This is a genomic window from Ruegeria sp. YTSA226 (genome assembly GCF_059609905.1).
Genome location: NZ_JBXWMQ010000002.1, coordinates 354,891 through 380,696 on the forward strand (window position 1 = coordinate 354,891; position 25,806 = coordinate 380,696).

Below are 25,806 nucleotides of genomic sequence, written 5' to 3' on the forward strand. Positions count from 1 at the left end.
CAGAGAATTTTTACCTCTGGCCGGGATATTTACAGCCCGCTGAAGGATCAAGAGCTTTGTGCCATCTGCTGGGCAAGTTTCAGCGCTTCGATCAGGCTGGTCGGGTTTGCAAGGCCTTGCCCCGCAATGTCCAGTGCAGTCCCGTGATCGGGTGAGGTTCGGATAAATGGAAGGCCTAGTGTGACGTTCACACCGCGATCGAAATCCAGCGTCTTGATCGGAATCAGAGCCTGATCGTGATACATGGCGATGGCGGCGTCATAGCGCGCGCGCGCTGCGGCGTGGAACAATGTATCCGCGGGGTGCGGGCCGGTTACGGTATACTCTTTGCGGGGCAGCTCTGTGATCAGCGGCGCAATCCAGTCCAGTTCTTCTTGCCCCATCTTGCCGCCTTCACCGGCATGCGGGTTGAGGCCCGCGACGGCTATCCGCGGGGTGGCAATACCGAACTGTGATTGTAGTCCCTGGGCGGTGATTTCGATGGTTTCCCGCAAAAGCTCGGGCGTAAGCTCGCAAGGAACGCGTGAGAGCGGGATGTGGATGGTTGCTGGTACAACGCGCAGCTGGTCGCTGGCCAGCATCATCACAACACGTTGGGACCCAGCCAAGGCGCCCAGAAATTCCGTATGGCCGGGGAATGAGAAACCTGCCCCGTCGATAAGTGCTTTCTTGTGGATCGGTGCGGTACATAGCGCCGATGCAGAACCGGACTGAACCAGCGCTACGCCGGTTTCAATGGCAGTGACAACTGATATGGCGTTGGCTGGATTAGGGTGCCCAGGCCGGTTGGGGGCTGGAAAGTCCAGTTGCAGTACGGGCAGGGCAGAGCCACAGATCTCGACCGCCTGAGAGGCGTCGCTGATCTGTACCGACGGTGTCTCGGGCGGCAAATGCGCGGCATCGCCAATATAGAAGAAAGGGCAGGTGGTTCTAAGGCCGGCCCAAGCTTTTGCGGCGATCTCGGGCCCAATTCCGGCCGGATCGCCGCAGCTGAGCGCGATTGGCTTCATTGTTCAACAATAGTTGCGTCGGCACGCATTTGCCCCAACAGGCTTTCTGCAAGTGTTTGCAGCCTTTGCTGGGTCAGAGCATTGGCGACATCTGCACGCGTTGTCTCTTCGCCAAGGTTGCGGGTACGTGTGCACAACATCACAAAAGCCAGTGTTTGGCCGTTGTTGCGGGTCAACGTGGTTGAAACTTCGTTCAGGTCCAGTTTGGCCAGTTCCAATGCGATATCGCGCGGGATTTCCGACGGTTTGCTGACATTCCGCTCTAAGACTTCTGCTGGCTTGTTTTGCACGATACCGTACAGATCATCGCAAGTGTCTATTTCTTCTTTCAGCTTTTCGGCTGCGGCCAGTGTTTCCGCACTACGACCACCGGGCATGTAATAGACAGCATAGTCGATCTCGGAATAGGTGGGCGTACTCGCAGCGGTCTCACGCAAACCGCGCATCTGAAACAGTGCAACGGCATTGGGCAGAGGAATGGGCTGGGTGACGTCACCATTTTTGAGCCCGATGATGACCGGCTGCAGCGCCGGGGGCAGATCGGTCAAGTTCAACCAGTCGAGGCGCCCCCCATTGGTGCGAGTTCCGGCCGCCGAGTACTGTGTTGCGGCGGTTGAAAAGGAATCATAGCCCTCGATCAAGGCGATCTCTTCGGCCAGCAGTTGAACCTGTGGCAGGTTTTGTTGGTTCACAGGAATAATGATTTCCGAAAGAAGGACTTGCAGGCCGCCACTTCCAGATTGTCCAAGTGCGCGATTGATCTCGTCTTCCGATGGTCTCGCCTGCGACAGAAAACGCGCGCTGACGAATTCACGCCAGGAAATCTGATCCTTGATGAAATCCCGAACCGTCTCACGGTCAACACCGGCATCCGCCAGAAGCTGCAGGAATTCGTCGCTCGAAAGCTGACCGCGGGCTGCAAATTGGTCTATTCCAACCTGAACGTCTTCGGGGGCGACCACGATTCCAGCGTCGCGCATCGCCTGTTTGCGCAGGCGGTCGTCTATCAGAGCTTTGCGCACGTCTTCCTCGGTTGCGCCGGGAACACCCAGAATCGAGAGGAATTGCAGGCGCTGTTCCAGCTCATACCAGGTCACGATGTCTTGATTGACCTTTATGGCAGGTGAGAACAGGTTCTGCGCCACTGCCTTTACAGGTGCTATGGCAATCGAAACTGCAACCAGTGCCGGAGCAACCAGCCCGATATGGCTGGAACGAAAGAAACGTGAAAAACCTGTTATCAACTGCATCTTCTCTTGTACTGTTTGCCGCCACCTTCGACAGAATATCCTGTCAGAGCTACGGTAAAGCCGAATTCGGTCGAAGGCTCAATACTTGATGACGAGGTATAGCGCCTGCTGACCGACATGTTAACCTGAACACACTCGTTCCGGTACGTGATACCCAACCCATATCTGATCGGTTCAGATTCGCTCAGGTCATACCGCGCCTGAGCACGGGTTTGCCAGTTCTGATCGATGTCGTACCGCCCGCGCAACCAGATCTCAGAAATCTCATCGTCGACATTTTCTGCGGGATCGGGTTCTTGCCAGACATAGCTTCCGCTGAGGGCCGTTGTTTCCTTTTGCCATGCTGCACGCAGCTCGGCCTTGGCAAAGCTGAAATCTCCGTTCACCAAACCTCGCCCGGCCAGAGACCACCCGTTGGGCGTTTCAAGTTGTCCGGCGATCAACACATCGGACGATGTGCCCTGAAGGCCCGATGTAAGGTTAAAGTCGGGATCAGCATCCGCACGAAAGACCTGACCGATCGTGGCACGCGCTTGCCAGCCCCTGGAGCCATAACGCGCCCAATTCATCCCAACAACGCCGCTGACCCCATCTTCGCGCCTGTCCTCGGCAGGGAATCGGGACAGGGATAACAGGTTACCCTGGTCAAACTCCTGAAACGTACTTTCGTCGATAGGAACATCATTGTCGGAGACATGCGTCCACCCGATCTGCGCGATGGGTTCCAGCAACTGGGTTGCGCCCGACGCCTCGCGGCGAGTCATTGGAAGGCGCAGCGTCAGTGCGGCGCGCGGGGTCGTGCGGGTCACCTGATCGGGATAGGCGCTGTCGTGGCGGATATTGAACGTGTCGATTGACGCGCCTACTTGGGCATCTGCACGTAGCCCCCAGCCCAGTATCCAGCTGCGCAGCCATTCGGTATCGAAGGTCGCTCGGGCAACATCGCGCCCGATAACGTCCTCATTGCTCGTTCTTTCATGGGCATGGCCGATGAAAGCCATCCGCACCTCTCCTCCGACAGCTGCCGGGAAGAAGCGTTTGCGATAGTTCAGGTCGAAGATGCGAGAAGGAATCTGATCCTGATCCTCGCTATCTCGCAAGGTTTTATAGTGGTTTAGGCTGGTCCGGAAAGCGGTATCGCGCTTGATCCTTTCCAGGGCAATTTCGCTGCGCAGACGGTCAAAGTCGGGTAGGCCGTAATCAGCCAGATAGGAATCGTCGGACGTGGTTCGAATGTTGAAGGTCAGGCGATAGTCGTCCGGCAGATCAAACCAACCGTTGGTAAAGAAATATCCGCGCGCCTCGTCCCGTTGAAGGTCATCGCGAGTATGCGCGCCTTCGATTTTGATCCGTCCGTTCTTAAAGGCCTGACGATAGCGATAGCCCAGAGTTCTGGTCTTGCCGGAAAGGTAAGGTGTCAGCGTGAGGTCCTTATGATCTCCAAGCTTGAAGAAATAGGGAACCTTTATGCCTGTGCCCAACTGCGAGGTGGTGCGGACCGATGGGACCAAAAAACCAGTCGCCCGGTCCAGCGTTGGATCGGGAAGACGCAGGTAAGGGAAATAGAAGACCGGCACATCCAGCACCCGGAATTGCGCACCTTCGAAATAAAGCTGTCGTTCCAACTGATCATGGGTCACCTTGCGGGCACGGATTTGCCAGAGCGGTGGCCGCCCATCCGTGCAGACATGGCAAGACGTCGCCGAGACTTTGCTGAACTGGGTGTATCTGCCGCCAGCACGTGTCGCCTGCACCGAGGCAATTTGCACCTGTTGGTCGAACACCATTCGGGCGCCGATCAAAAGGCCGTTGAGCAAACCCCGGTCGAGTTCTGCGGAATCCGCCAGAACTGTCGTTCGATTGCCCTGATCAATCCGGATCGGTCCTTCCAGTGTAAGCTCACCGCTTTCGCGGTCGTACAAAATCCGACTGGCCGTCATTTTGACGTCACCCTGAAACGCTTCGACATTGCCCTCTGCGATCAGCACACGCTCTGGGGTTATGAAAATCTTGTCGGCGACAAGTAAGGCTGGTGGCTCTTGCTGGGACGCGTCCGTCGTTTGATCCTGTTCCGGCAAAGTCTGGGCCAGGACACCCGAAGGCAAAGACAATGCAACCGCACCCGAGAGCAATAGCAGAGCGAATTTGCGCATCAGCCATCCTCCGCGTGCAACAGCAGGCCAAGAGAAAGAAGGATGGCTGCAAATGGCGGGGCCCAGGCTGCAACGAAGATAGGCAACTGACCGTTTTCTCCCAATATTTGCGCGAAATTACGGACGAAATAGATGGCGAAGCCCAGTAACACGGCCGTCAGCACCGCTATTCCGGTGCCGCCGAACCGGACATGCCGCATGGTAAAGGCCGCGCCAATCAAGACCATTGCGACCAGAAACAGAGGTCTTGCCAGTTGGACCTGAAACCAGACCTCGTATTGCTTGGTCGAAAAGCCCGCCTCGCGCAGGTCTCGGATCAACTGGGGCAAATCGTAGACTGACATCGAATCCTGGTTGGCCAGCCTGTCCAGAATGCGCTGACGTGTCAGGGTGGTCGGAATCTCCAGACGATCATGCTCTTTCGAGCCAGCTTCGGGATTGATGCCGTTCATAAGCGGCCAGATCTTGGCATCCTGTAAAACCCAAAAACCGTCTTCCAACTTGGCCTGTTTGGCAGAGATTTGGCGTGTCGGCTGACCAATCGCGTCGAATGTTATTATGGTGACGTCCTTCAACAGCAGGGTGTTACCGTTGGACGTTCGGCGCGCGTGGACAACCGATTGGCCCTCTTCTGTAGCTTGCCGTAACCACAAACCCTCACTGCTGATCGAAAGAGCTGAGCTGGTGCGGTTACGGTAGGAATCGGAAAGCCGTTGGAATTCTTCGGAAGTTGCGGCAGCAAACGGGTTAAGCACCGCAACCGCCAAGGCTCCGATCAACAGGGCCAAAGTTACAGGTGCAAGCAGGACGCGAATTCCAGATCGCCCGATCGAGCGCGTCACCACCAATTCCGAGCTGCGCGCCAAACCGATGAACAACGCAATCGTGGACAGGATGATCAGCAGGGGCAGCATCTCACCGATGGCGGCGGGCGTATTCAATAGGGTCAGATACAAAAGCCGGCCAAATGACAGATCGACCTCATCAAAGCGCCGTACCTGTTCTATCAGATCGATCAGAATCATCAGCGTCAAAAAGATACAGCCAATGACCAGAAAGCTCTGGGTGAACCGGCGGGCAAAATATCGATCCAGGATCACAAACGCGCCCCCGGCATCACTGCGTTGCCTGCAGCGGGGGCCTTGAAGTTAAGAGAATCAGCGGTACATGCGCCAGCGCGCAACGGCCTATGCCTGCCCCGATTTGCCAATTCGCCCTCCCGCTCTCCGACCCTGCCGGAACTTTTTCCGCGACTGTAATGCAAATGCCCGGCGGGGAAAACTGCTATCTGGTCAATGCGGTCGCCGCGGGCTAGGTCTTGGGAAACAGATTTTCAGGAGTTCCCAATGAGCAGTCTTGTTCCAATTCAGTTTAAGGCTTTTGACGTGGACGTGATGGCGCAGACCAAAGGGCGCGTCGTGATTATTGTCTCGGATGAAGGCAAGATGAACCCAGCCGCACGCCGCGCCAACCGTCTGACCCGGGGCGCAGTCGCGCGACTTGTCGAAAGCGACCGGTTCGAAAAGGTGAAATCCGGCGATGTAGTCTCTCTTGCCTGGCCAGGCGGAATGGCCGCTGAAGCGCTTGATATTCTCGTGCTGTCGCGCCGTGCCGATGCTGCAGAGGCGCGCAAGGCCGGGGCGAAGCTGGCCAAATTGTCTGATCACCAGCCCTTGTTGGTCATGGCCGGAAATCAGGCTCGGACCGAAGAACTGGCATTGGGGATCGTTTTGCGCAGCTATGATTTCGATGCCCATAAAACCCGAGATTCGGATGAAGCCGGACCAGTAACAATCAGTCATCAAAAACATGATGAAGTCGAAGCCGCATTCGCACCGCTGTATGCGATTGCCGATGGTGTCCGGATGACTCGGGATCTGACCAATGAACCCGCCAATGTGCTGACGACGACCGAATTCGCAGATCGTTTGTCCGAAATGAAGGCGCTTGGCCTGGACGTCGAAGTGCTCGACGAAGACAAACTGGCCGAATTGGGTATGCGCACCTTGTTAAGCGTCGGGCAGGGCTCGGTCAGCCCGTCGAAGGTTGTGGTGATGCAGTGGAATGGGGGCGACAAGGATGATGCGCCGCTGGCACTGGTGGGTAAGGGCGTCGTGTTTGACACTGGCGGCATTTCCTTGAAACCCGCCGCAGGTATGGAAGACATGACCATGGACATGGGCGGTGCAGGTGTGGTCGCAGGCACCATGCGGGCGCTGGCCAAGCGCAGGGCCAAAGCCAATGTCGTGGGCCTTGTCGGGCTGGTAGAGAATATGCCTTCGGGCAATGCCACGCGTCCCGGCGATGTCGTCAAGTCGATGAAGGGCGACACGGTCGAGGTCATCAATACCGACGCCGAGGGCCGTTTGGTCCTGTGTGATGTGATGTGGTACGCGCAAGAGCGGTTTGCCCCCGTGGGCATGATCGACCTGGCAACATTGACCGGCGCGATCATCATTGGGCTTGGGCATGAGAATGCCGGTGTCTTTTCGAACAATGACACGTTCTGCAACGCCTTCCTAAAGGCTGCCGGGGCCGAGGATGAGGGCGCATGGCGGATGCCGCTGGGCAAAGCCTATGACGAGCAGCTGAAATCGCGCATCGCCGATATGAAGAATGTCGGTGGACGACCTGCCGGATCCATCACTGCTGCGCAGTTCCTGCAGCGGTTCGTGAAGGACGAAACCCCCTGGATCCATCTGGACATTGCTGGGGTGGCTTCGATTGCAACCGAGACATCCTATGCGCCCAAAGGGGCCACCGGTTGGGGTGTCCGCGCACTGAGCCGGTTCGTGCAGGACAATTTCGAATAATCCAATGGGCGCCGTTTATTTCTATCACCTGACCCGCCAACCGCTGGAAAACACCTTGCCCGTGTTGCTGGACAAGGCGCGGCAGGCCGGGTGGAAGATAGCCGTGCGGGGAACTGATCCCGCACGGATGGATTGGTTGGACGAAAAGCTGTGGCAGGGCCCCGAGGAAGGGTTCCTGCCACATGGCCGCACCGGGGGGCCGCATGACAGGGACCAGCCCATATTGCTGACGACAGGGGCCGAGGCCGCAAATGATCCGGCTTGCGTGATGGCTGTTGATGGTGCCGCGGTTGAACCCGAGGAAGTGAACGCGCTGGAACGCGTGTGCATCCTGTTCGATGGGAATGATGATCAGGCTCTCCAACATGCCCGCGGGCAATGGAAAACACTGACCGGGGCGGGCTGTTCGGCGCAATATTGGTCCGAGGAATCGGGCCGGTGGGAAAAAAAAGCCGAGGCATAGGGCCTCCGCAGATTTCAGGAGAATGAGCGATGGAAATGAAGCCCCTGGGCCGTACTGGAATCATGGTGACAGACCTGTGTCTGGGTACGATGACATTTGGTACGCAGACATCCGAGGCCGACGCGCATACTCAGATGGACATGGCACTTGATGGGGGCATTAATTTTGTCGATGCCGCCGAGATGTATCCGGTGAATCCCATCTCGAAAGAGACGGTGGGCCGGACCGAAGAAATTCTGGGCAACTGGAACGCCGCCAACCCGTCACGGCGTGGGGAATATGTTCTGGCAACCAAGCATTCTGGGGCAGGGTTCGCACATGCGCGCGATGGCGCACCGATTTCACCGCAGACAATCCCCGAGGCGGTCGAAGGTTCCTTGCGCCGACTGCAAACGGATTGCATCGACCTTTATCAGTTTCACTGGCCGAACCGCGGCAGCTATATGTTCCGGCAAAACTGGACCTATGCGCCTTCGGGGCACAATACCGATGAGGTTCTGGACAATATGCACGAGTGCCTTGTTGCCCTGAAGGAACAGGTCAACAAAGGAAATATCCGAGCGTTTGGCCTTTCGAACGAAAGCGCTTGGGGCACCGCTCAGTGGTTGCGGATCGCCGAAGCCACCGGCACGCCCCGCGTGGCATCGGTTCAGAATGAGTATTCTTTGATGTGCCGGCATTTCGACACCGATATGGCCGAGCTGAGCGCGCATGAGGATGTGGGGCTGATGGCCTTTTCACCGCTTGCCGCCGGATTTTTGACCGGGAAATACCAAAACGGCATGGTGCCCGAGGGTTCGCGGATGTCATTGGTGCCTGAGGTGGGTGGACGTCATCGCAGACGGGCATTTGAGGCGGTTGCGGCCTATCTAGAGATCGCTGACCGCCACGATCTGGACCCGGTCCATATGGCGCTGGCCTGGTGCCGGACGCGGCCCTTCATGATGTCGGCCATTTTCGGTGCGACAACGGTGGCGCAGCTTGGGCATATTCTCGACGGTAAGGAACTTCGCCTTTCTGGGGAAATTCTGACTGAAATCACCGAAGCGCATCGCGCGCATCCTATGCCGTTTTAGGGACGCTGGCCTCGTCTCCGCAGGCGGAGCCTCCCCCGAGGTATTTCAGCCAGATGAAGCAGATCCGCTTAGTGATGGCTGGGTTGTGTCCTGTCTTGCCTCAGGTCCCGGGCCGAAAGGCCGTGCGCTGTGCGAAAGGCACGGGAAAAGCTGGATTGCGAGGCGAAACCCGTCGCCAGAGCCACATCCATCAGTGACATATCGGTGTCCGTCACCAATCTGCGCGCCTCGGCCAGTCGGAGCTGCAGGTAATGGTCCTGCGGCGTGGTGTTCAGGCGCAGGCGGAATTGCTGTTGCAGGGTGCGTGAACTGGTGCCCAGGGTTTCGGCGATATCTGCCAATGGCATAGGGTCGTCCAGTGCGGATTGCATCAGCGTATTGGCTTTGGCGGTCAAAGCTGTGTGGCGGTGCGGCGCACCGGTGCGGCTTTGTGGTTTTGTGGGATCAGGCGCACCGTCATAGAGGAACAGACCCGAGACGCGGGCGGCAAATCCGGCGCCATGGCGGGCGGCGATGATATGCAGCATCATCTCGACCGCTGGGATCGCCCCGCCCGAGGTCAGGCGGCCTTCAGAAACGGTAAACCGGTCAGGGCGCACGTCCACTTCGGGGAAGCGGGCAGAGAAGTTCTCCAAATCTTCCCAATGGGTGGTGGCGGCGTGGCCGTCCAGCAGGCCTGCCTCGGCCAGCAGCCAAGGACCGCCATCAATACCTGCCATTGTGGCGCCGGTCTTGGCGATGCGGCGTAGGCCGGCCAGCAGGCTGGGTGTGGCATGGCGGGCCAGTTGGAACCCGGCAACGACAATCATCAGATCGCAGGATTGCAGCCGGGCCAAAGGTACACCCGGAACCGAAAGCGCACTGGTCAGCATGGCCGGTTCAGCAGTGGCTGTCACATAATCCCAATCAAATGCCGGACGATCCGCCAACCGATTGGCGGCACGCATTGGATCAACGGCCGACGCAAAGCTGAGCGTGTTGCATTCGTCCAGCACCAGCACAGCCGTTTTCAGGGCACGATGTTCGGGCTGCAATATGTTTTTTGCGGATTTCATCAAGTTCGATTCGCATTTTGACAAGTGTTTGACCAAAGCTGCGCCAAACTCGGGGGCGAAAGCAAATCGGAATCCGTGGAGAAGCCTGGGGAAAACTCAGGGTTAACCGGGTATAAGCTGGGGAGAACGCCATGCCTTTGGAAATGAACCGCGAAGTCTTCATTACATGCGCCGTCACAGGCTCGGGTGGGACGCAGGATCGCAGCCCGCATGTGCCGCGTTCGCCAAAGCAGATCGCCGACAGCGCGATAGCTGCAGCCAAGGCAGGGGCAGCGGTGGTGCATTGCCATGTGCGCGACCCTGAGACCGGAGCGCCTTCGCGTGATCTGGCACTGTATCGTGAGGTCACAGATCGCATTCGCGATGCCGAGGTCGACGCCGTGCTGAACCTGACTGCTGGCATGGGTGGCGACATGGTGTTTGGCGGTATCGAAAACCCGCTGCCGCTGGCCGAGGCGGGAACCGATCTGGTTGGCGCGACCGAGCGTGTGGCCCATGTGGCCGAATGCCTGCCGGAAATCTGCACCCTCGACTGCGGCACCATGAATTTTGCCGAGGCCGATTATGTGATGACCAACACCCCGGGTGCGTTGCGCGCGATGGGCCAGATGATGACCGATCTGGGGGTAAAGCCCGAGATTGAGGCCTTTGATACCGGTCATCTGTGGTTCGCCAAGCAGCTGGTGAAAGAGGGCGTTCTGGAGCCGAACGCTCTGGTTCAGCTGTGCATGGGCGTGCCGTGGGGCGCGCCGGATGATCTGAACACCTTCATGGCGATGGTGAACAACGTGCCGGACGACTGGACCTTCAGCGCCTTTTCACTGGGTCGGAACGAGATGGCCTATGTGGCCGCCTCGGTTCTGGCGGGCGGCAATGTACGGGTCGGGTTGGAGGACAACCTGTGGCTGGACAAAGGCGTGCTGGCCGAGAACTGGCAACTGGTTGAACGCGCGGGCAGCATCATCGAGAACATGGGTGCGCGCGTGATTGGCCCCGCAGAAGTGCGTGAGAAGCTGGGCTTGGTAAAGCGGGCGCCGAAAAGCTAGGCGCGCCATGTTCCGCCGAGTTCTTTCATGGGTAGTTGGATGTTTGCTCGTTGGATTGATTCCAACGTGTGGCTTGGTAGACAATGAGGGCTTTCGAGCACGTCAATTTAATATTCAACCCGTCGAAGCGGTGAACTGGTCGATCTTTGACGAACCGTATTTTGAGGTTGCTGCGTCCAGACGCAAAAGCAAGGGCAAGCAGCGGCTTTTTGTGAGGCTTGAGGGACAGCCATACCCTAGCTATCAATTGCGTGACCCGGACCGGACCGAATGTTTTGGGTACATCGCAGGAGCAAGTGATTGCTTTGAAAACCACCTGAGCGTGCCTACCCGGCGATCCGAGTCTGCACTTGAATATGACATCACTGCCGCAAGCCCCACAAAGTTTCACATCATCTACGTGGGTGACGGGGAGCAGATGGTTGTATTGGCCCGCCCAGATAGGTCGTTTGCAGTTGTACTGAGCAGAGATTTAACGATCACACAAAATCAACTGACGATTGCGCGTGACGTACTGAGCGAAAATGGGTTTGACCCTCAAGAGTTGAAAGTAGTGAAGTGATGACAAAAACAGCAGCAATCATTGGCGGCGGAGTTATCGGCGGCGGATGGGCCGCGCGGTTCCTGCTGAACGGTTGGAACGTTCGGGTATTCGACCCGGACCCGGAAGCCGAGCGTAAGATCGGAGAAGTTTTGGACAATGCGCGCCGCTCGTTGCCGGGGTTAAGCGATGTGCCTTTGCCTCCCGAGGGGGCGCTATCGTTTAATGATGACATGGCCGATGCAGTGCAGGGTGCCGAGTGGATTCAGGAAAGCGTGCCGGAACGTCTGGACCTGAAGCTGAAAGTTTACAAGGGCTTGCAAGAGGCTTGTGATCCTGGTGCGATCATCGGGTCCTCAACCAGCGGGTTCAAGCCGTCAGAGTTACAGGAGGGCGCGCTGCGCCCCGAACAGATCGTGGTGACGCATCCGTTCAACCCGGTCTACCTGCTGCCGCTGATCGAACTGGTGCCAACTGGAGCGAACCCGCCGGAGATGATCGAACGGGCGCAAGAGGTCCTGAAATCGGTCGGGTTCTTCCCGCTGCACGTCAAGAAAGAGATCGACGCGCATATCGCTGATCGGTTCCTTGAGGCCGTCTGGCGCGAGGCGCTGTGGCTGGTCAAGGACGGCGTCGCCACGACCGAGGAAATCGACGAAGCGATCCGTATGGGGTTTGGCATCCGTTGGGGGCAGATGGGTCTGTTCGAAACCTATCGTGTCGCCGGCGGCGAGGCCGGGATGCGGCATTTCATGGCGCAGTTCGGCCCGGCACTGAAATGGCCCTGGACCAAGCTGATGGATGTGCCCGAATTCACTGACGAGCTTGTCGATCTGATTGCGGATCAGTCAGATGCGCAATCCGGCATGCATTCGATCCGCGAGCTGGAGCGTATCCGCGACAACAACCTTGTGGGCATGATGCGCGCACTCAAGGCGCAGAACTGGGGCGCGGGGGCGGTGCTGAACCAGCATGATGCTCTGCTGAAATCGGGTGCGCTGCCATCATTGGAGCAAGCGGATCTGAGCCAACCGATCCTGACTCTGTCCCGTGCGGTGCCTTTGGATTGGACCGATTACAACGGCCATATGAACGAAGCCAAGTATCTTGAGGCTTTTGCCGACGCCACTGACCGGTTCATGGAGATCATCGGCTGCGATATGGAATATATCTCGTCCGGGGGCAGCTATTTCACTGCGGAAAACCACATTCGTTACATGAATGAGGTCCATGCGGGTGCAAAGATCGAGGTGCGCACCCAGATGCTGTTGGGGCAGGGCAAGAAACTGCACGTGTTCCACAGCATGTATAGCGGTGAGACGCTGCTGGCGACCGGGGAGAGCTTTTTGCTGCATGTCAGCCTGGAAACACGCCGCCCCAGCCCGCCATCGCCCAGCATTGAGGCCGCCATGGCCCGCATCGCCGAAGCGCAGGCCGGATTGCCTTATCCCGAAGGGGCCGGGGTTGCGATCCGGAAACCCTCATGACCTGCCGGGTGTTGGTGACGGCTGGCGCTTCGGGTGTTGGTCGGGCTATGGCAGAGGCGTTTGATGCGGCCGGGTATGATGTCTGGATCACAGATATTGATCGGGCGGCGCTAGATGGCGTGCCGGATCATTGGACAGCCCACCATGCTGACGTGTCGGATGAGGGTGATATGCATGCCGTGTTCGCCGCGATTTCTGATGCGGGTGGTCTGGATTCGCTCTGCGCCAATGCGGGAATTGCCGGGCCAACCAGCGCTATCGAGGATATTGACCTCAAGGACTGGCGGGGGTGCGTTGCGGTCAATCTGGACGGGGCGTTTCTGGCCGCCAAATATGCCGCGCCTATGATGAAATCTGCCGGTGCCGGCAGCATCATCCTGACCTCATCCACTGCGGGGCAATACGGCTATCCTTTTCGGGCGCCCTATGCCGCGGCCAAATGGGCGGTGATCGGATTGATGAAAACACTGGCGATGGAGCTTGGTCCCCACGGCGTCCGCGCCAATGCGATTTGTCCCGGCGCGGTGGAGGGCCCAAGGATGGAAGGCGTTCTGGCACGCGAGGCGGCGACCAAAGGCATGAGCCGGGACGAGGTCTATCAGGGCTATGCCTCGGGCACGTCCATGGGTCGTTTCGTCGAAGCGCAGGACATCGCCAATATGGCTGTCTTTCTGGCCTCTGGCGCGGCGCGGTTGGTGTCGGGTCAGGTGATCGCGGTGGATGGTCACACGGTCAATCCCGACCCGAAACTGTAACCTAGCCCTGGTTGGGGCCTCGGATCTGGCGGATGGTCTGACGAACGGCTTGCCAATCGCGGGCTTGCTGAGCGTTCCCGGCAGCCTCGCATTCGCGCATTTTCATTGCGGCTTCTGCCTCGGCCTGGTCACCGTGCGCCGTGTATAAAGCCCGTGCATATTGGGCTGTTTTCAGTGCGTCCATTCCTGTGGTCCTCCGTCTGTGGTCGGAATGCCCGAAAGTTCGCGCCCGGTGACGATACCACAGGTTGTACGGGGATGCATCACATGTCGCGGGAAATCGCTGCTCTGAGCTGTTGCAGGTGCTCTGGAAAGTCCCGCGCGGTCACGACCGCCTCGCGAACCAGAGTGTCGAAATGGCGGCTGAAAATTTCAATCCGGTCGCGATCGCGAAAGGCCATGTAATGGCTTCCTGCGTAAAACACGCAAAGAAGGGGACCGAAAATCGTTACGGGAGCCGAATACAGCCGTTTGGCATCAAACAGATAGATGCGCAGCCGTGGGTAGAGCTGTTCACACAACTCCAAAAGGTGGTCAATCTGATCCAGCCGCTTGCGAAGGCTAAGACCTTGATAATAGCCGGTTGCATGCGCAAAGCTGTCGATTTCGTACATCGGCATTGCGATCTCATAATCGGACTGGGCGCTGCGCATCCAGGTCAGTCGATCTTCGGACGCACCTATGGCCTGATCTGCCGTGCGCCCCAGATGCGGTGCGTATTCCCATTCCAGAACGGTGCGGGTCTTGAGCATGTCGGGCAAGGTCGCAGGAACATATCTGATTTTGTAACCCGCTGCCTCTTGGTGCCACTCGAATATGCGCTCATCTACCAGGGCGCGGGGGGCCTCAGTCATGCTCAGCGACAAAGCCAGCAACTCGGCTGCGCTTTCCGGCCGGTCAGACAGGCTCAGCAACCAGTCCGCCGAAACACCCAATGCTGTCGCGCAGCTTCCTACAACATGGGCATTCGGCAACCGTGCCCCGTGATCGGTCAACAGTTGCGATACGGTTGAGCGGTCAACACCGATCTGGCGCGCGAGGGCGCTTCGGCTGATTTGGCGTTCTTCCATTGCGCGGGCCAGGCGCAAACGGAATTGAGCCGCACGGTCGCGTTTGTCGATTTTATCCTGCATGTGGTGATAAATATCACGTTTGATGAGTTTTGTTAATCATATTCGGAATTTTCAACCTAAGCGGCAAGCCGTAATTCTAAAGCCATAACAATATTATGGGTGACGGAATGGAAACACGACGCAGATCGGTCGTGAAGGCGGTTTTGTGGAACGTGATGGGCCTGATCATCATGTCGGTGGTTGGGCTGGTTGCGACGGGGTCCGCCGCGATCGGCGGAACTCTGGCCGTAGTAAATACGGCGATTGGGCTGACGCTCTATGTGGTTTATGAGAGGGTCTGGGCGGGCATTTCGTGGGGGCGCAATGTCTGAGCGCCCGGGTCCGGAATGGGGCACTTTTACGCTGATGCTGGCCTGTTATGCTGCCTGGTTGGCCGTGATCTTCTTCCTGCCCATCTGGTTGGCGGTTCCAGTGATGGGCGCGGTGGCCGCGTTACATTCATCATTGACGCATGAAGCACTGCACGGGCATCCTTTTCGCGCCAGATGGCTGAACGAGGCGCTGATGGCGCTGCCCTTGACCTTATTCATCCCATATCAGCGGTTTCGGGACCTGCATTTGGCGCATCATCGGGATGCAACGCTGACCGATCCCTATGATGATCCTGAATCAAACTATCTGGACCCAAAAGTTTGGTCGGGGCTAGGTCATTGGCACAGGCGGTTGTTATCGGTGAACAATACTCTGCTGGGGCGGATCGTTTTGGGCCCAGCAATCGGACAGGTTGCCTTTGTCAGGGACGAGTTGCGAGGGGCCGCGCGTGGCGAATGGGACATATTGCGCGCATGGGCTTTGCATATGGCGGGCGTGGTTGTGGTTATCTGGATCGTGACCTTGTCGCCCATGCCGGTCTGGGCCTATGTCCTGTCCGCGTATTTGGGGCTTGGCCTGGTCAAAATACGCACTTTTCTGGAACACCGTGCGCATGAAGATGTGGGGGCAAGAACCGTTATCATCGAAGATCGCGGGATACTGTCTTTTCTGTTTTTGAACAACAATTTACATGTAGTTCATCATCTGAACCCGCGTACCCCCTGGTATCAACTTCCGAAGATCTACCAGCAGGGTAAAGAGGGCTATCTGGCCACGAATAAGGCCTATGTATACCCTTCATATGCCGATGTTTTCCGGGCGTATTTCTGGAAGGTAAAAGACCCGGTGGCGCATCCGCTCTGGCCAAAGGGTTGATTTGCGGCCACAAAAGGCGGCATGAGCCTCTGGATACCTGTCACTATCGCCGCCGCAACGTTTCAGACGGTGCGGTTCATGCTGCAAAAATCGCTGAGCAGTGTAAAGCTGACGGCCGCCGGGGCGACATTCGCCCGGTTTGCCTATTCAATCCCGCTGGTTCTAATCGCTCTGATCGCGGCGCTGCAGTTGACGGGGTATTCCTTGCCGCCGCTGACCGCCCGGTTCTGGGTGTTTGCCACCATTGGAGGAACGGCTCAGATCCTTGCCACGATCTGTGTCGTCGCCTTGTTCAAACAGCGCAATTTTGCTGTCGGCATAACTTTTAAGAAAACCGAAGTGATCCAGACCGCCATCGTTGGTTTTCTGGTCCTGGGCGATCAGGTCTCGTCCTGGGCGCTTGGGGCGATCTTTCTGGGGCTGACGGCTGTGTTGCTGCTGTCAAAAAGTCCCGGAGGAGACGGGGCGTGGTGGCGACATCTGACGAACCGGGCCTCGCGGCTTGGCCTGGGATCAGGTGTGCTGTTTGCGTTTTCCTCGGTCAGTTATCGGGGTGCCTCGCTTGAACTGGGCGAGATTGATGCGTGGTTTCGGGCACTTGTGACGCTGGCAGTCGTTGTCTCGCTCCAGTTCGTCAGCATGGGCCTGTGGCTGTTGTGGCGAGACAGGGCCGAGCTGCGCGCCGTGTGGCAGACACGCCGAACAGGCGTATTTGTCGGACTGACCAGCCTGTGCGGATCGTTCTGCTGGTTCTTGGCATTCACCTTGCAAAACGCCGCCTACGTCAAGGCTCTGGGGCAGGTCGAGCTGATCCTCAGCTTGTTCGCGTCGATCTTGTTTTTCCGCGAAACCATCACCCGGCGCGAGATCGCCGGGATGACGTTATTGGGCGCATCAATTCTGGCGCTGGTTTTGTCTATTTAACCCGTGCGGCGTTCGTCGAAGCTGAGCGCGATAAAGCTGGGCAGGTGATCGCCCATTCCCACGACCGAAGGACCGTTGTCAGCGCGCCGTCCCCGGCCTCTGACTTCTTTATCTTTCTTGCGGTCTTCTCTTTTATCGTCGCGTTTGGGGGCCTCTGTTGGTCGGACCTCAGTTGGCCGGGCCTTTTTCTCGGGCTTTGGCCTCTCGGGTTTCGGCTCTTCCTTTACCGGATTGTCCAAGCGAGGAATTTCTTTTTGAATCAGCTTCTCGATCGCGGCCAGTGCTTTTTCATCGCGACCCGAACAGATAGTGATCGCTTTGCCTTCGCGTCCGGCGCGACCTGTACGACCGATCCGGTGCACATAATCCTCGGGGTGGCCGGGGACGTCGAAATTGATCACATGACTGACCGAGGGCACATCCAATCCGCGCGCGGCAACGTCCGAGGCGACAAGCAGACGTAGTGTTCCGTCACGGAAACCGTCCAGTGTTTTCGTCCGTTGTGACTGATCGAGATCGCCATGGATCGCGGCAGCATCATAGCCGTATTTCTTCAGCGATTTCGCACAGATGTCCACATCGGTCTTACGATTGCAGAAGATGATCGCGTTGGTGCATTTTTCGCCCTCGGAGTCGATCAGCGAACGCAGGACCTGGCGCTTGGCGCTGGCCTCGCGGTCACGGCGACCACCTTTGAACATGACCACACTTTGCTCGATGGTTTCCGAGGCCGTCGCCTGACGGGCAACTTCGATCCGGGTTGGGGCCGACAGGAATGTATCGGTGATCCGCTCAATCTCGGGCGCCATGGTGGCTGAGAAGAACAGCGTTTGGCGTGTGAACGGCGTCAGCGAAAAAATGCGTTCGATATCGGGGATAAAGCCCATATCCAGCATTCGGTCGGCCTCATCCACCACCATGATCTGGACGCCGGTCAACAGCAGTTTGCCGCGTTCGAAATGATCCAGCAGGCGACCTGGTGTGGCGATCAGAACGTCGACGCCACGGTCGATCAGCGCATCTTGTTCCTTAAAGCTGACGCCGCCGATCAACAGCGCTTTGGTCAGCTTTACATTTTTGGCATAGGTGTCGAAATTCTCGGCCACCTGCGCGGCCAGTTCCCGTGTCGGGCACAGCACCAGCGACCGCGGCATGCGCGCACGTGCGCGGCCACGGGCCAGCAACGTGATCATCGGTAGCGTGAAGCTGGCGGTTTTGCCTGTACCGGTCTGGGCGATACCCAGAACGTCCTTGCCCTCAAGCGCGGGTGGGATTGCGCCTTCCTGGATCGGTGTTGGCGTTTCGTATCCGGCTTCCTCAATGGCTTTGAGGACCTTCGGGTTCAGGTTCAGTTCGTTAAACTTTGTCATGTATGTCCGGTTGTTGCGGACACTAAAACCTGGCCCGCGCGTAAAGAATGTGCCGGGCCCGGATGGCCATGCGATATTTTGTGCATTTCGGCTTGGCGGGACATAACAAAATCACGGGGCAGGGTCAAATGAAGTCACTTTTATGCTGCGACACCGGCTGACCATGCGGATTTATCGCAACAATTCAGGTACTTCCGGGGAAATGTTTCGCGACTTTTCCATCCAAATCCAGCGGATGGTACTTAATCAGCCCAAACTTTTCGAGGCGGGTGCGAACTTCTTGGTCGGCGCCACTGATTTCATCATAGAAAACCCGCAGGCCGTGAGCCCCATCTTCTTTTTCGATCCAGCTCAGTAATTCATTCATGTTCATCCCGCCTTGTTCGCGCGGAACATTGGGTGACATGCCTGGCTGATACGAGCCCTTTTCGAACCGGAACCGATAATGGGCTAGCCAATGATCCCAGTCAGGTGCATGACGGTGGCATAGATCAACCTGGGGCAGCTCGACCTTGGTCGGGAGGATTTCGCCATCCTGAAACAGATTGTGAATCCGGAAATTGATCTTAGGTAAGCCTTTGCGAACAAACAGTTTACCCTGAACATGGCTGAGGAATCCAGCAAGAACAAATCCGCCAAAATTCGGATATAGTGCCTGAACGATCCCATCACGGCCCTGACCAGCGGGGATATAGGCTTTGTACAGGTCTTCGGTTCCGCCCACGGGCTCGATCGGACGAACGCGCACCGCTGGGATATGTTGCGGAATCTCCGCTAATATCGCGCCAAGGTCGGATTGCGGCCAGAGGAACTCGTCCAGATCAATATGGGCAAGCCAGTCGACCTCAGCCTTTCTGTAAGTAAAGCTGGCATTTGCGGTTTGCCGGACCTGATGTTTGTCGGGCCTCTCGCGCTTTCGGTTCGCCCAGTACCCTTCGTCGCAGTTGCGTATTTCGATCCGTGGGTGGCGGTTCAGGGCGTTGAACGCAGCCGGGCAGGGCTCGTCCAGATACAGATACATCCGGTCGGCCCCGAGATCGAGGTGATAGGCCGCAAACCGAAGTATGTCCGGGGCCGAGCCCCGGATCGTTGATACAATGCCCCAGCTTGGGACATTATCCGGCATATGAAGCTCGTGACCCTGTCACGCCATCATCTCTTTGGTGGCGGTCAGGTTCAGGTCGGGATAGTCCCGCACGACCCGGTCGATGTCCCACTGCAGGCGAGTCAAATAGACGATGTCGCCGTCATGATCATGAGCGATGTGCTGCTTGTTGGCATTGACGAATTTCTCGACCTCAGCCTTTTCACCACTGACCCAGCGGGCGGAGGTGAACTGAGACGCCTCGAACCGTACCGGCAGGCCGTATTCCATCTCAATCCGGCTGGCCAGAACCTCGAATTGCAGTGCGCCAACGACGCCGACGATAAAGCCCGATCCGATCGACGGTTTGAACACCTTGGCCGCGCCTTCCTCGGCGAATTGCATCAGGGCTTTTTCCAGATGCTTGGCTTTCATCGGATCGCCCGGGCGCACGGTCTGCAGCAGTTCCGGCGCAAAGGAGGGGATGCCGGTTACCCGGATCGCTTCGCCCTCGGTCAGCGTGTCGCCGATGCGCAGCTGGCCGTGGTTTGGGATGCCGATGATGTCTCCGGCCCAGGCCTCTTCGGCCAGTTCCCGGTCGGATGCAAGAAACAGCACAGGGTTCGAGATTGCCATCGGCTTTTTCGATCGAACATGGGTCAGCTTCATGCCGCGTTTGAAATGGCCCGAGGCCATGCGCACAAATGCCACCCGGTCGCGGTGCTTGGGGTCCATATTGGCCTGAACCTTGAAGACGAACCCAGAGACTTTCTTTTCTTCTGGCGCGATCTGACGGGGTTCCGCGGACTGTACCTGCGGCTGTGGACCATAGGCGCCGATGCCTTCCATCAGTTCCTTGACGCCGAACGAATTGATCGCCGAGCCGAACCAGATCGGGGTCATGTGGCCTTCCAATACCGCTTGGGGGTCAAGCGCGGGCAGCAATTCGCGTGCCATCTCAACCTCTTCTAGCAGCTTCTCAAGCAGGTGCTCGGGCACATGTTCGGCCAGCTTGGGGTCGTCCAACCCGTTGATCTGGATGCTTTCGGCCACTTTATTACGGTCAGCGCGGTCCATCAGCTCCAGCCGGTCGCGCAGCATGTCGTAACAGCCGATAAAGTCGCGGCCTACTCCAATCGGCCAGGCAGCGGGCGTGACGTCGATGGCCAGCATTTCCTGAATTTCGTCTATGATCTCGAACGTATCGCGGCTTTCGCGGTCCATCTTGTTACAGAAGGTCAGGATCGGCAGGTCGCGCAGGCGGCAGACCTCAAACAGTTTCTGGGTCTGGCTTTCCACACCTTTCGCGCCGTCGATCACCATCACGGCCGCGTCCACCGCGGTCAGAGTGCGATAAGTATCTTCCGAGAAATCGCTGTGGCCGGGCGTGTCCACCAGATTGAACCGGAAGTTTCCATAGTCGAACGACATGGCCGAGGCCGAGACCGAGATCCCGCGATCCTTCTCCATCTGCATGAAATCCGAACGTGTCCGCCGTGCCTCACCCTTGGCGCGTACCTGACCGGCCATCTGGATGGCACCGCCATACAGCAGGAACTTTTCCGTCAGGGTCGTCTTGCCCGCATCCGGGTGCGAGATGATGGCAAATGTCCGGCGCCGGGCGATCTCGGGCGGCAAGGTGGGTTGGTTCGTGGCGGTATCAAGCATAGTCGCGCGTATAGGCGGGGAATTCTGCCGAAGCAAGACAAAGAGGCTGGTTCGAATCGTCTGCCTGTGGCAATAAGAACATATAGTGAACAAATAATGGAGAGGATCAATGAATTTGAAAGAAATCGCCGATGAGCTGGTGGCGGGATGCCGGGAAAACCGGGCCAAGGCCAATCTGGATAAGCTGTATGCGGCAGATGCCGTTTCGGTTGAGGCGGTCGATGCATCCGGTATGGGACGCGAGGCGCATGGGCGCGACGCGATCCGTGGCAAGCACGATTGGTGGGAGAGTTCGACCGAAGTGACGGGCGGAAACGTCAGTGACCCGATGGTGCATGGCGAAGACCGTTTTGCCGTGATCTTTGAGGTGCAGGGCAAGTTCAAGGAAAGCGGTGAGAGCTTCGATATGCGCGAAGTTGCGCTGTATCACGTCGCGGATGGCAAGATCGTCCGGGAAGAGTTCTTCTACTAACCCCTTGTCATCAATCTGTCTTCCCTGTCTGCTGGGTGCAAGACATGCGGATAATAACAGATGGGGAGGAACAGATGGATCTGGGAATAGGTGGAAAGCGCGCGCTGGTCTGTGCCAGCAGTAAAGGTTTGGGTCTGGGCTGCGCCGAGGCTCTGGCGGCGGCTGGTGTGAATCTGGTGATGAACGCGCGAGGGGCCGACGCGTTAGAGGCTGAAGCTGCGCGTTTGCGTTCGGAATTTGGTGTCGATGTGCAGAGTGTTGCGTGTGATGTGACCTCGGAAGAGGGGCAGGCGCAAGTGATTGCTGCCGCGCAGGGCGTTGATATTCTTGTGACAAATGCTGGCGGCCCGCCTCCGGGCCTATGGTCGGACTGGCAGCGCGAGGACTTCATCAAGGCGTTGGATGCCAACATGCTGACCCCGATTGCCTTCATGAAGGCCCTGTTGCCCGGCATGATGGATAACGGCTGGGGCCGGGTGGTGAACATCACCTCGCAATCCGTACGGGCGCCGATTGCCGTTCTTGGCCTGTCTAATGCGGCACGGACCGGGCTAACCGGATATGTGGCCGGAACGTCCAGGCAGGTCGCACCGCATGGTGTGACAATCAATAACCTGTTGCCAGGGATACATGCGACGGATCGAGCGGATTCTCTGGACGGTGGTGTGGCTGCGCAGCAAGGCATTTCCGTTGACGAGGCACGCGCGCAGCGTGAGGCAACCATCCCCACGCGCCGCTATGGCTCGCGGCAGGAGTTTGGGGCAACCTGCGCGTTTCTGTGTTCGCAGCATGCGGGCTTTATCGTCGGCCAGAACATCCTGTTGGATGGTGGCGCGACCAATCTGACGATGTGACCATGGCGCAAGGGTTTTCACTGAAGGATCAGTTGTTTAATGCAGAAAAGACCGGCTATCTGGCGGGGCTTTTTGCCGAGGCTGATCCAGGGTTCGATGCACAGGCGTTTCAAACGCAGGTGATGTCACGCCTTCTCGAGCTTGAGTTGAAAGAGCGGATGGCGTGGATCGCCGAATGCCTGCAGCAACAGGTTCCGGGTGAGCTGCCAACTGTCGCTCCGACCCTTTTACGGGCCTTGCCGCCGCCGCTGGATCCGAACAAGACCGACGACGATTTTGGCGATTTCATCTTTGCGCCGCTGGGGGATTGGGTCGTGAATGTCGGCCTTGATCACCCCGACCTCGCGCTGGACGTGCTGGCTGAACTGACGCAGAGGTTTTCGATGGAATGGGCCATTCGCCCATTTCTCAATCGCCACCCCGAACACGTCATGGAGCGGCTGGAGGATTGGTGCGGACATGACAGCTATCACGTGCGGCGTCTGGTGTCCGAAGGAACCCGCCCGCGTTTGCCATGGGGGCAGGCGGTGGGGCTGGAATTAACAGATCCGCTGCCTCTGCTGGATCGGCTGCATCAGGACCAAACGCGCTATGTGACGCGGTCGGTGGCCAACCATCTGAACGACATCTCCAAAAAAGACCCGGATCTGGTACTGGACCGCCTGCAGGGCTGGTCTCGTTCAAAGCGTCAAGACGCGGACGAGCTGCGGTGGATGACCTCTCATACCCTGCGCGGTCTGGTTAAGGCCGGGCACCCACGCGCGATGAAGATGCTGGGATATGACCCTGATGCCGATATACAGGTCTCGGTTATGGTAAATGGGCAGGCAAAGATTGGCGGCGCGCTTGAGTTTGATGTTTCATTGGCTGGTGAGGCGAACCAACCCGTTTTGATTGATTATATCATCCATTTCCAACGACCTGGCGGCAAAAAATCGGCCAAAGTTCACAAGCTGAAACAAGCCGCGCTAAGGAATGGAAACCTGACCTTGAGCAAAAAGCACAAGCTCAAAGGCGATGCGACCACGTTCAGGCTTGTTCCCGGCGCACATCTTCTGGAGATTCAGGTGAATGGCCGGGTGCGCGCGGATCTGGATTTTGAGCTGCTGAGCTAGCTCAACCTTTCGTCAGATTGCTCGGCTTTTGATTGCACGGTGCGCGGTGCTGGGTTAGCTCAACATCAGTCAGATCAGGGGATGACAGCGATGAAGCATGAATCGGTGCAGAACTATTATGGCGAGGTCCTGCAAAGCAGCGCGGACCTGCAGACCAACGCGTGTTGTACGCCCGACGATATGCCGGATCATCTGAAAAAGATCCTCGCCAAGGTCCATGATGACGTGCTGACCCGCTATTACGGCTGCGGGCTGATCGCGCCGCTGGATCTGGAAGGGATGAGGATCCTTGATCTTGGCTGTGGCGCGGGTCGGGATGTATACGCCCTGTCTGCCATGGTGGGCGAGAAAGGGCGCGTGGTCGGCGTGGATATGACGCCCGAGCAGTTGGATATCGCCCGCGCGCATCAGGATTATCACGCCGAAACCTTTGGGTATGCCCAAAGCAACGTGGAATTCCATCACGGCTACATCGAAAAGCTGGATGAACTGGACTTAAAGGCGGGGTCTTTCGATATCATCGTTTCGAACTGCGTGATCAACCTGGCCACCGATAAGGAGGCCGTTTTGCGCGGCGCGCACCGCCTGCTTAAGGACGGTGGAGAGATGTATTTCTCGGACGTTTATGCGGATCGTCGCGTACCGCAGGCAATGGCCGAGGATGAGGTTCTGTATGGCGAGTGTCTGTCCGGTGCGCTGTACTGGAATGACTTTCTGTCGATGTCGCGCAAGGCCGGGTTTGGCGACCCGCGTCGGGTCACGCACCGTCCGTTGACCATCGAAAACCCGGTTCTTGAGGACCGCGTGGCGCCGCTGAAATTCCTGTCGGCCACCTATCGTCTGTTCAAACTGCCCGCGTTGGAGCCCGCCTGCGAAGATTACGGTCAGGCCGTGATCTATAAGGGCACTATCCCCAATGCGCCGCATGTGTTCGAACTGGATGACCATCACACAATGGCGGCGGGGAAGGTGTTTCCGGTGTGCGGCAACACATGGATGATGCTCAAAGACACGCGGTTTGCGCGGCACTTTGAGTTCATCGGTGATTTCTCAACCCATTACGGCATCTTCGAAGGCTGCGGTGGTGAAAGCCCATTTGAGGCGACCGGGCAGGCCGAAACGGGCGGCTGCTGCTGATCCCTTGCACCCAAAGGGAGGTGTTGCTATCCCCGCCCAAGCCCGATTGATTTGATCGGGTAAGGCTACGGGGTCCATCGGTGACAGTAAACGCAACTCCTCCGCGTCTGGAAATTCGCAATCTGGTCGCCCGGTACGAAGGTCGGGTGGTGGTTGATGACGTCTCGCTGACCGTGCAGGCGGGGCAGGTGACATGCCTGTTGGGGCCGTCAGGGTGCGGCAAGTCAACGACGCTGCGGATGATTGCCGGTGTCGAGATGCAAGAGACAGGCCAGATCTATGTCGATGGCGCGCTGATCTGCGATACGGTGTTCCGTGTCCCGCCTGAGCGGCGCGAGATTGGCCTGATGTTTCAGGACTTTGCCCTGTTCCCACATCTTAGCGTAGCTGACAATGTTGCCTTTGGCCTGAAGGGTAGCAAAGATGAAAAACGCGCACGCGTGGATGAGTTGCTGGCCAAAGTCGACCTGATGCGTTTCGCAGACAGCTTTCCACATCACTTGTCGGGCGGTGAGCAACAGCGGGTGGCTCTGGCGCGCGCATTGGCCCCACGCCCCCGGATCATGTTGATGGATGAGCCGTTTTCGGGGCTCGATAACCGGTTACGCGATGGAATTCGGGATGAAACTCTGGCGATCCTCAAGGAAGAGGACGCCGCAGTCCTGTTGGTTACCCATGAACCCGAAGAGGCAATGCGTATGGCCGATGAGATCGCCCTGATGCGCCGTGGCAGAATCGTTCAACAGGGTGCGCCTTACAACGTCTACACCCGTCCTGCGGACAAAGCTGCAGTTGCATTCTTTAGCGATATAAATGTGTTAGGCGCGCAAGTTAACGGAGCTTTGGCCGATACGCCATTTGGTCAGTTTCTTGCTCCGGGTGTGCCGGATGGAACGAATGTTGAGATTGTATTTCGGCCTCAGCACGTCCGTTTGGATTTTGATCGCAATGGCAAAGGTCCACTGCCGACACCGACGGACGGGGTAGCCGCGCGTGGTGTGGTCGAACGGGCGCGTTTTCTGGGCAACGAAAGCTTGATTGAATTCCGTACGGACTATGATGATTCAATCTTGAAAGCGACCGTTCCCAACGTGTTTGTCCCGCAAGCGGGGCGGGTCATGTGGCTGACCATTCGCCGCGATCGGTGCTTTGTATTCCCCAAATAGGGTCTAAAACTGCAGTTTAGGCGCAAGTGGTGCGTGAAAGCCTCAG

General features: G+C 57.8%; 25 protein-coding genes. 15 read left to right on the plus strand and 10 right to left on the minus strand.

Translation table 11 applies throughout. From position 1 onward, the window contains the following. Positions 1–47: 47 nt before the first annotated feature. From pdxA to lptG, 4 genes are read right to left on the minus strand one after another with little or no spacing between them, the layout of a single operon-like run. On the minus strand, positions 48–1,010 hold the full coding sequence (gene pdxA / locus AC2FFF_RS04415; RefSeq protein WP_281971984.1) for a 4-hydroxythreonine-4-phosphate dehydrogenase PdxA: 963 nt from the start codon (positions 1,008–1,010) through the stop codon (positions 48–50). Continuing rightward, positions 1,007–2,260 carry a peptidylprolyl isomerase gene (locus AC2FFF_RS04420; protein WP_281971985.1) on the minus strand — a complete coding sequence of 418 codons (1,254 nt, stop codon included), beginning with the start codon at positions 2,258–2,260 and terminating at the stop codon, positions 1,007–1,009. Before AC2FFF_RS04420 ends, pdxA begins: the two co-directional genes overlap by 4 nt. Beyond that, a complete protein-coding gene (locus tag AC2FFF_RS04425; RefSeq protein ID WP_281971986.1) occupies positions 2,251–4,413 on the minus strand; it encodes an LPS-assembly protein LptD in 2,163 nt (720 codons plus the stop codon). The genes AC2FFF_RS04420 and AC2FFF_RS04425 overlap by 10 nt, the downstream gene beginning before the upstream one ends. Beyond that, positions 4,413–5,513 carry an LPS export ABC transporter permease LptG gene (gene lptG, locus AC2FFF_RS04430; RefSeq protein ID WP_142633419.1) on the minus strand — a complete coding sequence of 367 codons (1,101 nt, stop codon included), beginning with the start codon at positions 5,511–5,513 and terminating at the stop codon, positions 4,413–4,415. The genes AC2FFF_RS04425 and lptG overlap by 1 nt, the downstream gene beginning before the upstream one ends. A gap of 246 nt (positions 5,514–5,759) precedes the next feature. On the opposite strand from lptG, the gene AC2FFF_RS04435 reads away from it, so the two are divergent. The 3 genes from AC2FFF_RS04435 to AC2FFF_RS04445 are packed head-to-tail and all read left to right on the plus strand — an operon-like array spanning position 5,760 to position 8,765. Then, positions 5,760–7,226 carry a leucyl aminopeptidase gene (locus AC2FFF_RS04435; protein WP_281971987.1) on the plus strand — a complete coding sequence of 489 codons (1,467 nt, stop codon included), beginning with the start codon at positions 5,760–5,762 and terminating at the stop codon, positions 7,224–7,226. Between the two features lie 4 nt (positions 7,227–7,230). Then, the gene (locus AC2FFF_RS04440) at positions 7,231–7,689 is read left to right on the plus strand and encodes a DNA polymerase III subunit chi (RefSeq protein WP_271947429.1); all 459 of its coding nucleotides are present in this window, start codon (positions 7,231–7,233) and stop codon (positions 7,687–7,689) included. A 29-nt stretch (positions 7,690–7,718) separates the two neighbouring features. After that, positions 7,719–8,765 carry an aldo/keto reductase gene (locus AC2FFF_RS04445; protein ID WP_142633424.1) on the plus strand — a complete coding sequence of 349 codons (1,047 nt, stop codon included), beginning with the start codon at positions 7,719–7,721 and terminating at the stop codon, positions 8,763–8,765. 68 nt (positions 8,766–8,833) lie between these two features. Here the strand turns inward: AC2FFF_RS04445 and AC2FFF_RS04450 are convergent, their stop codons facing one another. Continuing rightward, entirely contained in the window at positions 8,834–9,820 is a 987-nt protein-coding gene (locus AC2FFF_RS04450) for a GlxA family transcriptional regulator (RefSeq protein WP_142633426.1), read from the minus strand. A gap of 131 nt (positions 9,821–9,951) precedes the next feature. On the opposite strand from AC2FFF_RS04450, the gene bcoG reads away from it, so the two are divergent. From bcoG to AC2FFF_RS04470, 4 genes are read left to right on the plus strand one after another with little or no spacing between them, the layout of a single operon-like run. Next, entirely contained in the window at positions 9,952–10,866 is a 915-nt protein-coding gene (gene bcoG, locus AC2FFF_RS04455; RefSeq protein WP_142633428.1) for a 3-dehydrocarnitine:acetyl-CoA trimethylamine transferase BcoG, read from the plus strand. A gap of 7 nt (positions 10,867–10,873) precedes the next feature. Continuing rightward, entirely contained in the window at positions 10,874–11,428 is a 555-nt protein-coding gene (locus AC2FFF_RS04460) for a lipocalin/fatty acid-binding family protein (protein ID WP_142633430.1), read from the plus strand. Beyond that, positions 11,428–12,894 carry a carnitine 3-dehydrogenase gene (locus AC2FFF_RS04465; RefSeq protein WP_281971988.1) on the plus strand — a complete coding sequence of 489 codons (1,467 nt, stop codon included), beginning with the start codon at positions 11,428–11,430 and terminating at the stop codon, positions 12,892–12,894. Before AC2FFF_RS04460 ends, AC2FFF_RS04465 begins: the two co-directional genes overlap by 1 nt. Then, complete coding sequence (locus AC2FFF_RS04470; protein ID WP_142633434.1) at positions 12,891–13,649, plus strand: SDR family oxidoreductase; 759 nt, start codon at positions 12,891–12,893, stop codon at positions 13,647–13,649. The genes AC2FFF_RS04465 and AC2FFF_RS04470 overlap by 4 nt, the downstream gene beginning before the upstream one ends. Before the next feature lies 1 nt (position 13,650). On the opposite strand, the gene AC2FFF_RS04475 is transcribed toward AC2FFF_RS04470, so the two are convergent. Together AC2FFF_RS04475 and AC2FFF_RS04480 are read right to left on the minus strand one after the other, a co-directional pair. Then, the gene (locus AC2FFF_RS04475; RefSeq protein WP_142633436.1) at positions 13,651–13,833 is read right to left on the minus strand and encodes a hypothetical protein; all 183 of its coding nucleotides are present in this window, start codon (positions 13,831–13,833) and stop codon (positions 13,651–13,653) included. Positions 13,834–13,912: 79 nt separating this feature from the next. Continuing rightward, positions 13,913–14,782 (minus strand): helix-turn-helix domain-containing protein, encoded by an 870-nt coding sequence (locus AC2FFF_RS04480; RefSeq protein ID WP_142633438.1) that lies wholly within the window; start codon positions 14,780–14,782, stop codon positions 13,913–13,915. Positions 14,783–14,889: 107 nt separating this feature from the next. Here AC2FFF_RS04480 and AC2FFF_RS04485 point away from each other — a divergent pair, with 107 nt between their 5' ends. From AC2FFF_RS04485 to AC2FFF_RS04495, 3 genes are read left to right on the plus strand one after another with little or no spacing between them, the layout of a single operon-like run. Beyond that, positions 14,890–15,093, plus strand: a complete 204-nt coding sequence (locus tag AC2FFF_RS04485) for a DUF2061 domain-containing protein (protein WP_142635106.1) — start codon at positions 14,890–14,892, stop codon at positions 15,091–15,093. Beyond that, a complete protein-coding gene (locus tag AC2FFF_RS04490; protein WP_496882861.1) occupies positions 15,086–15,970 on the plus strand; it encodes a fatty acid desaturase in 885 nt (294 codons plus the stop codon). Before AC2FFF_RS04485 ends, AC2FFF_RS04490 begins: the two co-directional genes overlap by 8 nt. A 21-nt stretch (positions 15,971–15,991) precedes the next feature. Next, the gene (locus tag AC2FFF_RS04495; RefSeq protein ID WP_496701182.1) at positions 15,992–16,894 is read left to right on the plus strand and encodes an EamA family transporter; all 903 of its coding nucleotides are present in this window, start codon (positions 15,992–15,994) and stop codon (positions 16,892–16,894) included. Here AC2FFF_RS04495 and AC2FFF_RS04500 read toward each other — a convergent pair. The 3 genes from AC2FFF_RS04500 to AC2FFF_RS04510 all read right to left on the minus strand — a co-directional run bounded on the left by AC2FFF_RS04500 (position 16,891) and on the right by AC2FFF_RS04510 (position 21,016). Then, on the minus strand, positions 16,891–18,264 hold the full coding sequence (locus AC2FFF_RS04500; RefSeq protein WP_496691135.1) for a DEAD/DEAH box helicase: 1,374 nt from the start codon (positions 18,262–18,264) through the stop codon (positions 16,891–16,893). The two genes, AC2FFF_RS04495 and AC2FFF_RS04500, sit on opposite strands and share 4 nt — an antisense overlap. Before the next feature lie 184 nt (positions 18,265–18,448). Continuing rightward, positions 18,449–19,390: a glycosyltransferase family 2 protein gene (locus AC2FFF_RS04505; protein WP_281971992.1), complete on the minus strand. Its 942-nt coding sequence runs from the start codon at positions 19,388–19,390 to the stop codon at positions 18,449–18,451. 18 nt (positions 19,391–19,408) lie between these two features. Further along, positions 19,409–21,016 carry a peptide chain release factor 3 gene (locus tag AC2FFF_RS04510; RefSeq protein WP_281971993.1) on the minus strand — a complete coding sequence of 536 codons (1,608 nt, stop codon included), beginning with the start codon at positions 21,014–21,016 and terminating at the stop codon, positions 19,409–19,411. Positions 21,017–21,125: 109 nt separating this feature from the next. On the opposite strand from AC2FFF_RS04510, the gene AC2FFF_RS04515 reads away from it, so the two are divergent. The 5 genes from AC2FFF_RS04515 (at position 21,126) to AC2FFF_RS04535 (ending at position 25,760) form a co-directional block, all read left to right on the plus strand. Beyond that, the gene (locus AC2FFF_RS04515; protein ID WP_142633450.1) at positions 21,126–21,488 is read left to right on the plus strand and encodes a nuclear transport factor 2 family protein; all 363 of its coding nucleotides are present in this window, start codon (positions 21,126–21,128) and stop codon (positions 21,486–21,488) included. A gap of 74 nt (positions 21,489–21,562) precedes the next feature. Further along, on the plus strand, positions 21,563–22,342 hold the full coding sequence (locus AC2FFF_RS04520) for an SDR family oxidoreductase (protein WP_281972395.1): 780 nt from the start codon (positions 21,563–21,565) through the stop codon (positions 22,340–22,342). Positions 22,343–22,344: 2 nt separating this feature from the next. Further along, complete coding sequence (locus AC2FFF_RS04525; RefSeq protein WP_281972396.1) at positions 22,345–23,457, plus strand: YhaZ family DNA alkylation repair protein; 1,113 nt, start codon at positions 22,345–22,347, stop codon at positions 23,455–23,457. 90 nt (positions 23,458–23,547) lie between these two features. Next, positions 23,548–24,594 carry a methyltransferase domain-containing protein gene (locus AC2FFF_RS04530; RefSeq protein WP_281971994.1) on the plus strand — a complete coding sequence of 349 codons (1,047 nt, stop codon included), beginning with the start codon at positions 23,548–23,550 and terminating at the stop codon, positions 24,592–24,594. Positions 24,595–24,674: 80 nt separating this feature from the next. Then, the gene (locus AC2FFF_RS04535; protein ID WP_281971995.1) at positions 24,675–25,760 is read left to right on the plus strand and encodes an ABC transporter ATP-binding protein; all 1,086 of its coding nucleotides are present in this window, start codon (positions 24,675–24,677) and stop codon (positions 25,758–25,760) included. Positions 25,761–25,806 lie beyond the last annotated feature (46 nt).

Coding starts and splice junctions, on each gene's coding strand:
- AC2FFF_RS04465 (WP_281971988.1), top strand. CDS start 11,428: ATGACAAAAACAGCAGCAATCATTGGCGGCGGAGTTATCGGCGGCGGA.
- AC2FFF_RS04505 (WP_281971992.1), bottom strand. CDS start 19,390: ATGCCGGATAATGTCCCAAGCTGGGGCATTGTATCAACGATCCGGGGC.
- AC2FFF_RS04525 (WP_281972396.1), top strand. CDS start 22,345: ATGGCGCAAGGGTTTTCACTGAAGGATCAGTTGTTTAATGCAGAAAAG.
- AC2FFF_RS04450 (WP_142633426.1), bottom strand. CDS start 9,820: ATGAAATCCGCAAAAAACATATTGCAGCCCGAACATCGTGCCCTGAAA.
- bcoG (WP_142633428.1), top strand. CDS start 9,952: ATGCCTTTGGAAATGAACCGCGAAGTCTTCATTACATGCGCCGTCACA.
- AC2FFF_RS04495 (WP_496701182.1), top strand. CDS start 15,992: ATGAGCCTCTGGATACCTGTCACTATCGCCGCCGCAACGTTTCAGACG.
- AC2FFF_RS04425 (WP_281971986.1), bottom strand. CDS start 4,413: ATGCGCAAATTCGCTCTGCTATTGCTCTCGGGTGCGGTTGCATTGTCT.
- pdxA (WP_281971984.1), bottom strand. CDS start 1,010: ATGAAGCCAATCGCGCTCAGCTGCGGCGATCCGGCCGGAATTGGGCCC.
- AC2FFF_RS04515 (WP_142633450.1), top strand. CDS start 21,126: ATGAATTTGAAAGAAATCGCCGATGAGCTGGTGGCGGGATGCCGGGAA.
- AC2FFF_RS04500 (WP_496691135.1), bottom strand. CDS start 18,264: ATGACAAAGTTTAACGAACTGAACCTGAACCCGAAGGTCCTCAAAGCC.
- AC2FFF_RS04460 (WP_142633430.1), top strand. CDS start 10,874: ATGTTCCGCCGAGTTCTTTCATGGGTAGTTGGATGTTTGCTCGTTGGA.
- AC2FFF_RS04520 (WP_281972395.1), top strand. CDS start 21,563: ATGGATCTGGGAATAGGTGGAAAGCGCGCGCTGGTCTGTGCCAGCAGT.
- AC2FFF_RS04420 (WP_281971985.1), bottom strand. CDS start 2,260: ATGCAGTTGATAACAGGTTTTTCACGTTTCTTTCGTTCCAGCCATATC.
- AC2FFF_RS04490 (WP_496882861.1), top strand. CDS start 15,086: ATGTCTGAGCGCCCGGGTCCGGAATGGGGCACTTTTACGCTGATGCTG.
- AC2FFF_RS04440 (WP_271947429.1), top strand. CDS start 7,231: ATGGGCGCCGTTTATTTCTATCACCTGACCCGCCAACCGCTGGAAAAC.
- AC2FFF_RS04485 (WP_142635106.1), top strand. CDS start 14,890: ATGGAAACACGACGCAGATCGGTCGTGAAGGCGGTTTTGTGGAACGTG.
- AC2FFF_RS04530 (WP_281971994.1), top strand. CDS start 23,548: ATGAAGCATGAATCGGTGCAGAACTATTATGGCGAGGTCCTGCAAAGC.
- AC2FFF_RS04435 (WP_281971987.1), top strand. CDS start 5,760: ATGAGCAGTCTTGTTCCAATTCAGTTTAAGGCTTTTGACGTGGACGTG.
- AC2FFF_RS04470 (WP_142633434.1), top strand. CDS start 12,891: ATGACCTGCCGGGTGTTGGTGACGGCTGGCGCTTCGGGTGTTGGTCGG.
- AC2FFF_RS04445 (WP_142633424.1), top strand. CDS start 7,719: ATGGAAATGAAGCCCCTGGGCCGTACTGGAATCATGGTGACAGACCTG.
- AC2FFF_RS04475 (WP_142633436.1), bottom strand. CDS start 13,833: ATGGACGCACTGAAAACAGCCCAATATGCACGGGCTTTATACACGGCG.
- AC2FFF_RS04510 (WP_281971993.1), bottom strand. CDS start 21,016: ATGCTTGATACCGCCACGAACCAACCCACCTTGCCGCCCGAGATCGCC.
- AC2FFF_RS04480 (WP_142633438.1), bottom strand. CDS start 14,782: ATGCAGGATAAAATCGACAAACGCGACCGTGCGGCTCAATTCCGTTTG.